Raw genomic sequence first — 14,770 nt, 5'->3', positions numbered from 1 at the left:
CTCAACTTTATAGTAGAAGATACAGATGTATTAACCCGGCATTATTTTTAGCTTGAGATATGAGCGAATATTTAACTATTGCGATGCAGAGTTAAATACGGCTATGTTATTGTTATTACCCAATCATCTCACTTAGAGATTACCACCAAAATAAATTAGTGTTATCCAATGACAAAAGACACCCTGCAGCGCTTAGAGCGTATTGACCGACTTATCCAAATTAAAGCCACTGGATCCCATACGAAACCAGCCATTAATACTAGCATTTACGAGAGACATGCCTATATGTGTTTAAATCTCCTGAAGAGTTTTAAAGCGCATATTGATAATGAAAAACTGAGTTGTTGTTGTAGTCAGGAAGAATATTCTCCGATTTTTAAATCTCTATAAGAAGCAGCAAATTCTACTATTCTAATACGGTACCAGTTTGACCATAGAACTCTTCCATTTTAGAATGAGAAAGCAATATCATGTCTAACAACTAACATCTATAAATTATTTATTCATGTATTACGAGGAAACTATCAGACGGATAGAAAGGATCGATTATCTCATACGAAAAAAAGGCACAGGCAATGCAGCGAAGCTCGCTGAGCGGTTAGGCGTATCCAGGGCCAGCGTTTATGAGTATATCGATTTTATGAGACATAAGGGTGCCCCTATTAAATACAGCCAGAGCCGACAGACGTTTTATTATGATGAGGATGGATATTTTGCCACGTGTTTTGTATCCAAGGGGGAGGCAAATAAAGGATCCCTGGAAGGCCCTCGAAACATAATTTCCTACTTGACAACATTTGCTTTTATGATACCAGCCCTGGTTGAAGATCTGGGTCTAAATCTGCTATATGAACTCTGAAATCATTGTTGAAACTGCATTACCTATTGAGGAAACCGAGGTAAAAGGGAAAGTTGAGAAAAAGGGGGGGAAACGAATTGGGTATAATTACATAATATTAAAGAGTCTGAAAGAGCATCCTAAAAATGATGTAGTAAAGTGTATTTATATTAAAAGCTTTACCCAATTTGGTGTTTGTGTCATTAAAGAAGGAACAGCAGGAGAGCTGAAGGATAATTACAACAGGGATATTAGGGACAGATTAATCTGGCAAAAAGAACTGCATGAATTATTGCAGGACAAAGTAAGAATACCTCGGTTTGTTGGAAGCTTTGAAGAGAACGGGAATTATTATCTGGCAATCGAGCATATTAAGGGGCGAACACTGGGGAACTTATACAGAGAGCACGGAGTAAATCTACGGGAAGGATTAATTAATGGGAATAAACTCGGGATCCGGTTTCTTGGCTATTTGCTGCAGATCATTGACCTCCTAGATACATTGCATAATAATCAAATCGTACACCGTGACGTGACCTCCGCTAATTTTATAATTACTCCCAGACAGAAGGTAGCAATAATTGATATGGAATTGAGTTATTCCATTCAGAAACAGATGCCCTCACCTCCTTTTATGCTTGGAACATATGGCTATATGTCGCCGGAGCAGCTTGCTGTATCAACACCTACCATAAAGGAAGATGTTTTCTCAGTTGGAGCCATCATGTTACAAGCATGGACCAATATTGCCCCGGCTAAGTTGACACAGGCATCGGTAGAAGAACTGGAAGACAAAGTGGCGTTCTTTATCCCGGACAGGGAAATGGCCCGTATTATATCTCAATGCCTTCATCCAGATGCAGAAAAAAGACCAGTACTAAAAACGGTCCATCAAATTGTAGAACAATATAGATCCGATCTAAAGAGAAGAACAAACCGAAAAGTACAAACTCCTGTTTTTCTTAGCAAAGAACAGATAAGATTAACTATACAGCAAACAATCAATACACTATCAACTTCATTACTCACGGATAAAGAAAAAGGTTGGTTTGCAGAAAACCGGAACGCCCCTATTAAAGAAAAAAACAAGATCGCCAAAGGCTGGTATACCAATTTCCAGCACGGGGGAGCTGGCCTGTTATATTTACTTGGCCGGGCGCATCTTGCAGGATTTGATGTTGAAATAACCAGGCCTTCGATAAACTTTGCACTATCATTAATTGAGAACAAATGCACGAATAATATTAAAAATGCATCTCCAGGCTTATACCTTGGTACCGATGGAATTGCGGCCTGCCTTTCAGAAGCAATACATCATGGTTTGATCGATCCCTCTGACAAATATCGGGGTTGGATAAACGATCTATTGAGGAAAAAATCCGATTCAGATGGCATTCTATCTGGTATTGCTGGTCAGGGCCTGGCTAACATGATCGCTATCACAGCTGGGAAAGAAGAAATAAATATTCGTTTACAAGAATATGTTAGTCATTTACTGAACAAACAAACCGAACAGGGAGCATGGACACGTGATCAAACAACAAGAGTAACAAAAGGTTTCGCGAATGGTATATCCGGCATTATCTATTTTTTACTGGAATATGCACAACATTATAATGATAGTCGGTCTTTAGCAGCTGCAGAGCGAGGCCTTCAATGGCTAATGAATAATTCATTCAAGCAAAAAAACATTATTGAGTGGCATTCTTCAAAAGGAGGCAAAATATCACCATGGTGGTATGATGGTAATCCAGGAATTGCTCTAGCCTTTATAAAAGGCTACGCCATAGTCAGAGACCAGACATATAAAGAATTTGCTACCGGCGCATTGAATATTCACCCTAAAATGCTACTAACGGGGAATTCTAGTCTATATAATGGTTTAAGTGGATTAGGAGAAGTCTATCTCGAAGCCTATCAACTATTACAGGATGATCAATGGATGGAACGGGCTGAATGGATAGCACAACTCATAATGAGACTAAAAAAGACGCATGCTAGGTATGGCTCATATTGGCTGGTAGAGAATGAAAAACAACCGGTACCTGGTTTTACACAGGGCAATGGAGGGGTGCTACATTTTCTGTTGCGGTATTGTTACCCAGGAAAATTCAGCCTCCCCATGACACCAATCCACAGTAAACTTTAAATCCCGATATTCTAATACAATGAAAAACAAACTAGCCACACTGCTAATAGCATGCGCCATGTACGCGTGTAATAATCCACAACAGCCGCAGACATATAATCAAACAGGTCCAAAAATTATAGTGGAGGTAGAGCTTCCCAAGGATTTCAAGAGAACCAGTATCCTGCTTAGCTCTATTCCTGCTGATTATGTGGGAAGACCTACATGGCAGGAACATAGACCAGAGATAAAAGGTGATTTTGTAAAATGGACCATATTCAGTGATAGTGCACGGATAGTGGATCTGAGGCGGGTGCTTGGCAGGGGGAGTCAGATACAGTTTTATGAACCAGGGGATAGTATTCATATTGATCTAAAAAATGTGAAACCTGTCTATTCGGGAAGGAATGCGGATAAGTTTATTATGCTGGAAGAAATGTTTGCTAAAACAGCATTGTTAGCTGCTCCCAGGAACCCAAGGTTCAGCAGAACTGACTCATTACAGGATTACCTGGAGTGGAGTAACTATCTGAATGCTAAAGAAGCGATCATGGATGAGGCATTAACAGCCTATCAAGACCGCCTGACGCCGATTGCTTTTGATCACGTGAAAGCAGAGACAATAGTAGAAATTGAGTATGAGCGATTGATGAAGTTTGGTGCGCTTGCCGGAAAATTAATATATGAAGGAGCTGAAGGTAAGCTGGGAGACATATTTGACTCCACAGCTAACAATAAGCATGCTCAATGGCTGCATGCATATACCGGTAAAGTTGGAAATGCTTATTACTTATATGATTTTGTGAGAAAGTCAATAGAAAGAAAGTATGATTTCGCCAGAGAACATGACAGTTTACGAAGTACAGGAAGGAAGATCTTATATGCAGATCTGGCAAAAAAAATATATAAAGGTAAGGTGTTGGAAGAATGCATGATGTATCTCCTTACCTCCCAGGGATTAAAAGAACATACGCTAAAAGGTGATTCTCCTGAGATAGATACCCTTCTGGCAGCATACTATGCGCAACCTGAATACCCTGAATACAAACAATATGTTAAAGAGTATGAAAAAAAAATAAAGGAAGCTATCCTTCAAAAAGGGAAATGAAAATTATAATTGTCTGTAACCCGGTTTCATCTTGCTTCAAGCTAATTAAAAATTAAAGATCGAGGATTGCAACACCTCAATCTTTTCACGAACTAAAATTATACGGAATCAATTGTCATTTTCGGATTTAAAATTTTCATGTCCAACAGTTGTAGTTCCATCAGCCGTACACCACCCCATTTCATGTGTATCAGTGCATTCATAAGTATCTCTCGATGTTGCTGAAGCCTCATCTTCCTCATTACCACATTCACCGGTTAAAGTCCAGGAACGATTGCCCCCTACCTGAGAAGAAACCGTTGATGGCACCGAAGCAGTTACTCGGCCATTAATTGTAGATTGAACCGCATGTCCATTATTTGGAATTCGCCCCTGATGCACAGGGCCGGATTTCGCTTTTAAAGGAATCATCGCTGCTGTAAGAGCCGACACTCCCATTAATGTTAATCCCAAAAAAGAAAGTTCTTTCAGAGAGAAATTTTTAAACCTTACTATCTTTTTCATAAGAAAATGTTGAGTTTCTAATCGGCCTTCAGGGCATTAATTTTTATCTGCAAGGGGATTAATCATGATGGATCTATATTCTCGCTTGTGACACTTGTAGTTGCAAACGCCGTTGGATGCCCCATCTCTTCAGTTACCGTACATTCGTCATCTTGTGAAGTAGCTGAAAGTCCATCCTCCTCATCACATGGACTACCAGTCATTGTATAGGAACGATTTCCACCTATCTGAGAAGAAACGGTTGTCGGCACTGAAGCCGTTTCACGGCCATTTACTGTAGATTGTACACTATGGCCATTATTAGGTAAACGCTCCTGAGCGGCAATAGTATGTTTAGGTTTTGATGGGATCATTGCTGCTGCCAGAGCAGATATTCCCCAATAATACCAATCCTAAAAAGGAAGATTCTTTGAAAAAAGAATTCCTCCAACCTTTCATTCTGTACATAATAAAAAATTAACGTTTTATTTAATATTAGGGGAATGAACATCGATATCCAATTGCAGAAAGATATCCAGCTGCACCTATCAGTATCTAAAAACGCCTCAATTTAATCAAGGATCCGTTTATGGAAATTCCACGTCATTCTCCAGATCCTCTTCTGTAGTCTGATAATAAGTAGGTGTCCCTTCTCTATAGTTACCGTGCATTCATTTCCACTTACTGATGTAGCTGAAAGCCCATCCGCTCCATCACAAGGAGCTCCCGTCTTGGTATAAGAACGTACTCCCCCGACATGCTCGGTAACTGTTGCTGGTACTGTAGGAGTCTGAATTCCATTTAATGTGGATTGTATCGCATGTCCATTGTTGGGGTTAGGGTCTTGAGCAACAGCGTATTGGGGTTTTGAGGGGATAATTGCTGCAGTAAGAGCTGATACCCCGATCAGTACTAATCCAAGAAGAGAATGCTTCTTCCTAAGCTTAGCAAAATCTATCCTGTTATACATAAAAATAAATTTAAAGCGAATTAGGCGACAGTATTCTTCTCATTATTGGGCGGTCAATGTATTTAGGTGAACCCTTTCATACCTACCTTCAGAATTTACTCTAAAAAATCTTTTGTTCCTGATGAGTAAAACATCTGATCTATTCTCTGCACCTCCTTCACCACTGGTATAGATATAGGCAAGACCAGCGACCTTTTTTGCAATAAGGTTACGGGGTATGGTATTAGCTTCCTGGGGCAGGATATTTACTTCTGAAGAGTTATCGAAAATATTCGATATAAGAGAAGGTGAATAAGTATTTTTGACTCCTGAATAATGCCGGCGCACCAGCGTATTCAATTGAGTAAAGGATAAATCCTGATCGGAGAACACACCGCTTATATCTACATTCGAGATGAGTATTTTCCCTATTTTCTCTATGACATTTTTCGTCTGCAACCACCTCTTTAATTCCCGGTTCCCATCATAAAGAACTACATATGGAACTTTTAAAGTCTTCTGGCTATTGGCATAATTGGGGTGTACAAATTGCCATGACCCATCAATATTCGAAATCTCATTCTTGCCTAGTATAAAATGAACGTAACCACCACAAAATTGAGCCTTTTGTTCTAGCGCATAAATGAGCCAAAGACATTCTATATTTATTTTATTCTCTTTGAAGCAATTACCAGCAATGACTAAATGGCCCTCCCCAAAGGTCCAGTTATATGCTGCGTCTATTATCTCATATTTTAACAAAAATCTCCTTAAAGATCTAAAATCTTTAAGGATGTTATTGACTATCAACATTTTTTTTGGAATCTCAAACTCAGTTGGCTCAGCATAATGATGCTGTTTGAGCCTAACTGAAAAATATCGACCGGTCTCTTCTCTGTGAGGTTCGCAGAGTGCTATTTTTGCTTTCGCGGGCATACACTCAAAGCATAAATTGGTTCAGTAAATTGCGTCTACCAATTGGGAGAATAACTTTTTCATCCGGAAAAGATGAAAAAGTTATTCTCCCAATTCAAAATCATGCGGGATCAAGGTTTTCATGTCCAACACTAGTAGTGGCATCTGCGGTAGCCCAGCTGATTTCAGCAGTATTGGTATCATCGAAAACATCCTGTGATGTTGCTGAATCCTCATCAAATTCATCGCCAGGTAAACCTGTAGTAGTCCAGGAACGATTTCCACCTACTTGAGAAGAAACAGTTGAAGGTACTGAAGCGGTTTGACGATTATTAACTGTCGATTGCACAGAATGGCCATTATTAGGTAGACGACCTTGAGATGCAGCTTCAGATTTTGCTTTTGAAGGAATCATAGCAGCAGTAAGAGCTGATACACCCATTAATGCTAATCCCAAAAGAGAATAGTTTCTAAATGATGAATTTTCCATTTTTTTGATTTTTAAAGTGAATAACTAGATAGTAACTTATGGCCATAGTAATTACTAATACTAAAATAAGCTGATTCTGTCCAGCCAAACTGGACAAAATCAGCTTTTACTAATTATCCTAAAAACTCAACTAAATGGAAGTATTCACTTTATTTTTTTGCAACCGAAGCTTTATTAAATAACAACTCCCTCTTTCCCCGGCTATCAACACTATAATAGGAGTTTCCTTCAATAAGAAGCGCCTCTGATTCACCGTTAGAATGTTTTGTGTCTATATTAATAACCCTACCATTGTAATGGCTGCTAATTTCTTTTGCTACGATGGTATGCCCGGTTATAACTCTTGAAACGTCAAATTTCCTCAGAGTGCTATCTAATATAGCCTCGGACGTCTTTCTGGACGGATGATAGTATTCTCGGTTCCAGAATGGAGATGAGTTTTTCCCATAAATTGATGCTACTGCTTTATTAGAAGACTTGATAGCAAGTGAATCCTTTGAATAAAAAGGTCTTGCCATGCTATTGATCTCGCTTATAGAAATATCGAGCGCGTTCATCTCCCTGCTGATACCTCCATGTACAAAAAGCAGGTCCCCGATTTTTTCCATGATATTCTTTGTCCTCAGCCACATGCCTAGTTCACTATTTTCATCATATAAGTTCTGGTAAGGAAGCTTCATTAAGGTTACATTCTCTCTATACTTTTGTTGCAGATATCTTAAATCCCCATTGAGATTCATGATCTCATGGTTCCCCAAAATAAAATGAACATACCCTCCTGCATCTTTTGCCTTTTGCTCCAATGAATATATCAACCATAAACATTCCGTAACCTGTTTCCCCCTATCGAACATATCACCTGCAAATACCAGATGTCCGGCTCCAAATATCCAATTATACCGGTCATCAATCACATTATTTGCCTGGAGAAGCTTCCTAAGTGCATCAAAATTGCCCTCTATATCTGAAAGTACAAATAACTTCTCCGGACGCGCATACTGCGAAGGTTCTTCCTTATGTAACTTTTTTAATACCACCGGAAATTCTTCATTGGAAACATCCGTTTGAACTTTTAGCTGAACGGTACCAGATTTAGTATAGCTGTCTCTTATAACGGCCTGGCTCCTGACAACAATAGTTATTACAGAATCCTTTGTATGCGTTATATAAGGACCATCATTTAAAAAAGCCAGTTGTCCGTAAATTTCCTTCAGTAATTGTTTCCCTCCGTCCTTCCTGGGATCTGGTAATTTATTAGTCTTGTGTTCAGTATCGAAGTTTCCATTATAAACAAATTTACCCTCTCCGTCCAACAAGAAGACCTGTGGAAAAGAATAAATACAGTAATACTTCGAAATTGGGGAAGCCTTATCCAATGGCCGCGTTTGTAACTTATTAGAATAAGAGCCATAAGTAAGTGTGCGGAGGATCTCACCTCTTTTATCCTGATCAACAACTATTGAGAGCAACACTACATTTGTATCTTTCTCAAAGTTATACATAACTTTCTCCAACGCATTATTCATTTCATCACAATCCTTAGAATCTGGCATTACAAAATTCAGGATCACAACCTTCCTCTTAAACAGTTGTTTATCTACCCATTGACCATTTAAAAGCTGCAAGGAAAAATCAGGAGCATTCGTGTCTGCACTTACTTTTGCTCTTCTGATTCTTTTTTCATAATCTCTAACGTATTGTTTGTAGTCAGGATATTCAGGTTGCGCATAGTATGCCGTCAGAAGGGTATCTATCTCAGGAGAATTTTCCTTCAGTGTATGTTCTTTTAACCCCTGGGAGGTAAGGAGATACATCATGCATTCTTCCAACAGCCTGCCTTTATATATTTTTTTTGCCAGATCTGCATATAAAATCTTCCTTCCTGTGGTCTGCAAAATGTCCTGAGTAGTATTGAAATTGTACTGTCTTTGCACGGACTTTCTCACAAAATCATATAAGTAATAAGCATTTCCAACTTTACCGGTATATGCATGCAGCCATTGAGCATGCTTATTGTTAGCTGTGGAGTCAAATATGTCTCCCAGCTTACCTTCAGCTCCTTCATATATTAATTTTCCGGCAAGCGCACCAAACTTCATCAATCGCTCATACTCAATTTCTACTATTGTCTCTGCTTTCACGTGATCAAAAGCAATCGGCGTCAGGCGGTCTTGATAGGCTGTTAATGCCTCATCCATGATCGCTTCTTTAGCATTCAGATAGTTACTCCACTCCAGGTAATCCTGTAATGAGTCAGTTCTGCTGAACCTTGGGTTCCTGGGAGCAGCTAACAATGCTGTTTTAGCAAACATTTCTTCCAGCATAATAAACTTATCCGCATTCCTTCCCGAATAGACAGGTTTCACATTTTTTAGATCAATATGAATACTATCCCCTGGTTCATAAAACTGTATCTGACTCCCCCTGCCAAGCACCCGCCTCAGATCCACTATCCGTGCACTATCACTGAATATGGTCCATTTTACAAAATCACCTTTTATCTCTGGTCTATGTTCCTGCCATGTAGGTCTTCTCACATAATCAGCAGGAATAGAGCTAAGCAGGATACTGGTCCTCTTGAAATCCTTGGGAAGCTCTACCTCCACTATAATTTTGGATTCCTTTTCTTCCGTATCCTTTTGCCGCAGATCAGACTTTCCAACACTCAACATGCATGTCAGCATCGGCAAAAAAATCAAGATTCTCTTCATTTCTTTTATTTTAGATACTTTCTAGTAATCATCATTTTGCGCTAATCCTGATATCAATACATCACGCTTAGGAATCGGTGCAATGGCCTTAGGGCTGGGGAAGGGTATACTTTTCACCGTAGGATCTGTTTCATCAACCCTGTTAACTCCCTTTTTCCAGCGCAGCAGATCAAACATTCTTAGTCCTTCAAATGCTAACTCCTTTCTTCTTTCTTTATAAATTGTATCCAAAAGGGCACTGCCTGATACAGCTGTTCCCGTAACATATGATTTGGCCCGACTCTGTATCGCGTTCAAATAAAAACGCGCACTATCGTTATTATTCAATTGCGCATAACATTCTGCTGCTGTCAGGTACATTTCCGAAGATCTCAAAACGGTCTGGTAATAAGCGTTGGCTTTATCAGGAGTTGGATCAGTTGTTGCTCCGGATGGAAATTTGGTTATATTCCAGTTTGTAGCGGCAGCAGTGACCCAGCTTTTCCTAAGATCAGCAGGATTTGATGTTAATAATGCGGCGATATCTGATGTAGCCCTGAACTGAATTCTTGATCTGAAATAAAAATTAGCGAATGTGGTAGCATAATTATTATTCGTAGAAGTTCCGGGAGGTAATTGGAACAAAGCTTCTGTTTCTTCTGGAGTAAAGAGTTTTGCAGGATAATTCGCTGTCATAATTGGGACCTGCCGGCTGACTTCTGTAGCCAATCCTTTTGCAGATCCATAGTCTCCTTTAAATAAATACACCCTCGCCAATAAGGCCATGGCTGCATTGCGATTCATTGTCAGCGTAGTACCTGCATTAGATGGGAGCAATAGTACTGCCTCATTAAGATCTGCAATAAGTTGATTGTAAACCTCAGAGACGGTATTTCTCCTCTCTACTGGCTTTGTCCAGTCAGCAGAAAGAACAAGGGCTATTCCAGGATGAGAAGCATCTGCCGTAAACTGATATGGTTGGGCAAAAATATTCACCAGTGAGAAATAAACCAATGATCTTATTGCGTATGCCTGCCCCTTAATAAGCTTTGCTTTTTCCGGATCCTGATCGTTATACTCATTTGCTTTTTCCAGTGCAAAATTGCATGACAATATTAACTCATAAGAGGTATAGGAGGTACCATTGGAATTTGATGATGTAGTAGTCAGATTGGAAAGTATCGCAGATTCGTCAGCGAGTTGAGCCCATTTATAATGAAACAGCAAAGGAGTCGAACCTGATGAAGCTATAACGGGCTTAATATTGTCTGCTATCAGATCAGGGTAGATAACCTGGTAACCTGTAAATAAATAAGTACTTAGTCTAACATAAATACCATTTAGAAATTCTTCTGTTGTTTTAATGTCAGTAACATACTCCTGACGAAGTAGTGTCCCTCTATTATTTACGTTATTCAGAAAATCCTTTTTACAAGATACAGTCTGAATAAAAAACAATATAGCAATAATATAGTAAGTGACTTTTTTCATAAAAATTGGATATTAGTTTCATCAAAAACTTCTATTGGAAGCTTACATTTAACCCAATAGAGAATGTTCTTTCATTGGGATACTCAAACCTTGTTGATCCGCCAACGCTTACATTATCAGGGTCAGGCCCTGAAAAATTTGTTATTATGCCCAGGTTATTACCCTGTACAAATAAGTTAAGGTTACTAAGATGTAATGGATCCAATATCCTCTTATTAAAAGTATACGATAATGTTACATTTGATAATCTGACATATCCGCTATAAAATAAATACCGGGTGGAGATGAGATTTCCTAAATCTGTATTATTCAATTGTCTCCTTGGGTTAGTGGCCATATCACCAGGAGCTTTCCAATAATTGAGTGCTTGTTTTCCGGGATTAATATAGGGATTAGCTCCATCAGTCAGCAAAGAGTAATTTAATGACAGATCGTAAGTCTGAGCACCATATAAATAGTAAAGTTGTGCAGATAGATTAAACCCTTTATAGCTAAAAGAAGGTGTGACCGCCCCAAATCCATCTGGTTGCGGTTTACCCACAAATTCTCTTTTAGCCTTACTATAATTACTGGTTGGTTTACCTGCATTATCTAACCATTGAGGCTTTCCATCGGCAGGATTTACACCAGCCCATATTGGTAAATAGAAAGAATTAAAATTCCGGCCTTCTTCATTGCCTAATATACCATCTGAAAGAGTTGATAACGGTACATTCGCCTTCAGCAATATATTCCGGTTAGATCCCCAGGTTGCACCAAGGTTGAAACGAAATGCCTTACTTTTGATAATAGCGGCAGAGAGAGAAAGTTCAATCCCTTTGTTGTTAATATCACCAATATTATCGATTATTGAAGTACTGCCTGCAATGGAAGGAAGATTAACCTGATACAACAGATCACTGGTTATTCTCTCGTAAACATCTGCCGTAATTGATACCCTTTCACGGAGCAATTTCAACTCCATCCCTGCATCCCAATTAAATGTCTTCTCCCAGCGAACATCCGGATTTCCCAGACCCGATGGGACTACAACATCTCTGTTTTGATATCTGTACCTGTTTAACTTATCAAAACGCACCAATGCGCTCAATGCTCCCGAATTCCCTACCATTCCAACACTTCCTCTTAATTTTAGATAATTTACCCAAGGTAATGCCCGCTTTATTGATGGCTCTGCAGTTGCGACCCATCCGGCACCAGCAGACCAATAGGTACCCCATTGTTGCTGATCACCGAATTTAGATGATGCGTCCCTTCTTATACTGGAGGACAGAAAGTATTTATTCTTATAACCATAATTTACCTGTCCAAACAGGGAAAGCAAGGTTTGTTTTGAAGTGAATGAACTTATCTGATCTCTGGTATAACCCGGACTACTCATCTGATCATAATATGATAGTGTTTCTGCCGTCCCAACGGCACTGGCACCAAGCCCCTTTTCGGTATTGATCTGAGCTTCCTGACCAGCAATTAAATTTAATGTGTGGTCAGAAAACAGCGTCTTATCGAACCGTAACATGTTGGTATTAATTAACCCGGTTCTCCTTATATCTCTTTCTGCTATCCGGGGTGTAGTTACAACAAAGAACTTAGGATCATTCTTTTCCTTTGATTCAGTAAGCATGAAGTCTATGCCAACATTACTTGTAAAAGTCAGGTATTTCAGGAAGCGAACTTCTCCAGACAACTTACTAAGTCCGTGATAAGCCACATTTCGATTAAAGTTATACTCCGTAATGGCAGCAGGGTTTGGCAATATGGAATTAGCTCCCTGCGTGTAAACGAATTGATAATTCCCATCCGCCAAACGAACAGGTAGCAGCGGGGAAAGAGTTATGGCATCTTCTCCGGCACCTGTCGCCGTCTGAGTATTATATGAAAAAGCAGAATTAATTCCCAGTTTAAACCATGACGTAGGACGATTCTCAAAATTGAACCGCATGGATTTCCTGTCATAGCCCGTTTTCTTTATAATACCATCCTGTTTAGAGTATTCCAGGTTCAGGTAAAATGTACTCTTTTCACTACCGCCAGACATGGAAAGCTGGTTTGAAACAGTAGCCGCACGATTAGAAAATAATTCGCTATACCAGTCAGGCGCGGGATAAAAACTGCCATCAGGTCTTACCGGAAATTTACTCTTTAAATCAGCAAGAATAGCCTGATCCGTCCAAAGAATAGCATCTGTGCTTTTATATGTATCATACAACAGCGTTAAATATTCTTCCTGGTTTAGAGTCCTGATATTTCCTTTTAATCTGGAAGCGATATCGGTCTGATGTCTGAAACTAAATACCGTCTTTCCTACCTTCCCCTTTTTTGTAGTAACCAGGATAACTCCATTACTGGCCTTAGAACCGTACAAAGCAATTGCAACAGCATCTTTTAATACGGAAATTGTTTCAATATCAGAAGGATTAAATTGTGCGAGAGGATTCGTAATAGGAGTCTCATTTTGCCCCACGCTCGACTGGAAATTATCCTGGGACACAGGAACCCCGTCAATCACTATTAATGGATTTCTTGCTGTTGAGCCATAGCTTACATCAGCTCCTGTAGCAACCCCGCGAAGCACCATATTACTAACCCCTCCTCCAGGCTGACCTGTACCCTTCGTGATCTGCAACCCTGGCACCATGCCTTGTAAGCTGCGGTCAAAAGACCTGTTAGGTAAAGCCTCTATATCTGCTCCTTTTATCACAGTTATCGATCCCACGTTATCCCTTTGGGTCGTAGACCCATAGGCTGTAATAACAGATTCATCCAGGTTATTCACAGCTACAGATAATTTTATACTCAAGTCCCCCTGGTTGCTTATTTTTATCTGCCTGGTCTGAAAACCAATACTACTTACAAGCAACATCATATCCTGCTTAATGTCCTGCAGGTAAAATCGTCCGTCTCCATTTGTAGCAGTAGCCTTATTAGTCCCCCGCACCATCACAGTAGCCCCAGGTATAGCCCCTCCCACCGTATCTGTCACTATACCTGTAACATCAAAAAAAGCGCTCTCGGCACCTTTCCTGGAAGGAATTGCTTCCTTCACCTCATTCGTACTAACTGTCTTTTCATGAACAACAATCACCACCGACTTTGGACTTGTTCGTTGCAACTCGAATTTCCTGCCATAAAAAACCTGTTGCATCACTTCTTCTAAACTCGCATTCTTAACACTCACGTTCACCTTCTGTTCATCATCAACTAACCGGTTACTGTAAACAAACTTAATTCCTGTTTGATAGGTGATTTTTTTAAACACTGTTTTCAGCGGAATCGCTTTTTCGAACAGTGTAATTTTTTCTCCATCCTGGCCTTCATTAGCCAACAGAATGGTGCATAAGAATAAAGGGACTACTTGCAGGATTACTCTGCGTACACAGGCAGTAAAAGTCAGTCTCATGATCGGCAGTTTGATGTTTTCATAATTTAAAAATTCTATGCTTCAAAGACCCTTTATTGGTGAAATACTACCACTCCCTTATGTTACCTGTATGTTAAGCAAATCAGCCAGCACAGCGATTAAACAGCATTAGAACAACATGAAAAACACATCAAATAACAACCCATTAACAATATTACGTGTAGCCATAACAGATAGTATCAAACAATAACAATAGTCTTCCAGCACCATTCACATTGAGTTAACAAAAAGTCTTTCAGCTAAATTGAATACAGCAA

The 14,770-nt window shown here is 39.5% G+C and carries 10 protein-coding genes; 3 read left to right on the top strand and 7 right to left on the bottom strand.

Features of this window, described 5'->3' with window-relative positions:
• Positions 1-505 precede the first annotated feature (505 nt).
• The 3 genes from AAHN97_RS26880 to AAHN97_RS26870 are packed head-to-tail and all read left to right on the top strand — an operon-like array spanning position 506 to position 4,074.
• Complete coding sequence (locus tag AAHN97_RS26880) at positions 506-859, top strand: HTH domain-containing protein (protein ID WP_343305162.1); 354 nt, start codon at positions 506-508, stop codon at positions 857-859.
• A complete protein-coding gene (locus tag AAHN97_RS26875) occupies positions 849-2,987 on the top strand; it encodes a protein kinase/lanthionine synthetase C family protein (protein WP_343305161.1) in 2,139 nt (712 codons plus the stop codon). The genes AAHN97_RS26880 and AAHN97_RS26875 overlap by 11 nt, the downstream gene beginning before the upstream one ends.
• A 19-nt stretch (positions 2,988-3,006) precedes the next feature.
• Positions 3,007-4,074, top strand: coding sequence for a hypothetical protein (locus tag AAHN97_RS26870; RefSeq protein ID WP_343305160.1), 1,068 nt, complete (start codon positions 3,007-3,009; stop codon positions 4,072-4,074).
• Positions 4,075-4,182: 108 nt separating this feature from the next.
• On the opposite strand, the gene AAHN97_RS26865 is transcribed toward AAHN97_RS26870, so the two are convergent.
• The 7 genes from AAHN97_RS26865 to AAHN97_RS26835 form a co-directional block, all read right to left on the bottom strand.
• Entirely contained in the window at positions 4,183-4,578 is a 396-nt protein-coding gene (locus AAHN97_RS26865) for a hypothetical protein (protein WP_343305159.1), read from the bottom strand.
• A 550-nt stretch (positions 4,579-5,128) separates the two neighbouring features.
• A complete protein-coding gene (locus tag AAHN97_RS26860) occupies positions 5,129-5,527 on the bottom strand; it encodes a hypothetical protein (protein WP_343305158.1) in 399 nt (132 codons plus the stop codon).
• Positions 5,528-5,569: 42 nt separating this feature from the next.
• Positions 5,570-6,442 (bottom strand): hypothetical protein, encoded by an 873-nt coding sequence (locus AAHN97_RS26855; RefSeq protein WP_343305157.1) that lies wholly within the window; start codon positions 6,440-6,442, stop codon positions 5,570-5,572.
• A gap of 100 nt (positions 6,443-6,542) precedes the next feature.
• A complete protein-coding gene (locus tag AAHN97_RS26850) occupies positions 6,543-6,911 on the bottom strand; it encodes a hypothetical protein (RefSeq protein WP_343305156.1) in 369 nt (122 codons plus the stop codon).
• 149 nt (positions 6,912-7,060) lie between these two features.
• Positions 7,061-9,622: a metallophosphoesterase gene (locus tag AAHN97_RS26845; protein WP_343305155.1), complete on the bottom strand. Its 2,562-nt coding sequence runs from the start codon at positions 9,620-9,622 to the stop codon at positions 7,061-7,063.
• 21 nt (positions 9,623-9,643) lie between these two features.
• The gene (locus AAHN97_RS26840) at positions 9,644-11,092 is read right to left on the bottom strand and encodes a RagB/SusD family nutrient uptake outer membrane protein (RefSeq protein WP_343305154.1); all 1,449 of its coding nucleotides are present in this window, start codon (positions 11,090-11,092) and stop codon (positions 9,644-9,646) included.
• Between the two features lie 31 nt (positions 11,093-11,123).
• Positions 11,124-14,492 carry a SusC/RagA family TonB-linked outer membrane protein gene (locus AAHN97_RS26835; RefSeq protein ID WP_343305153.1) on the bottom strand — a complete coding sequence of 1,123 codons (3,369 nt, stop codon included), beginning with the start codon at positions 14,490-14,492 and terminating at the stop codon, positions 11,124-11,126.
• Positions 14,493-14,770 lie beyond the last annotated feature (278 nt).

This window comes from Chitinophaga niabensis (assembly GCF_039545795.1).
GTDB lineage: Bacteria > Bacteroidota > Bacteroidia > Chitinophagales > Chitinophagaceae > Chitinophaga > Chitinophaga niabensis_B.
This window is presented reverse-complemented; position numbering and strand designations above follow the sequence as displayed.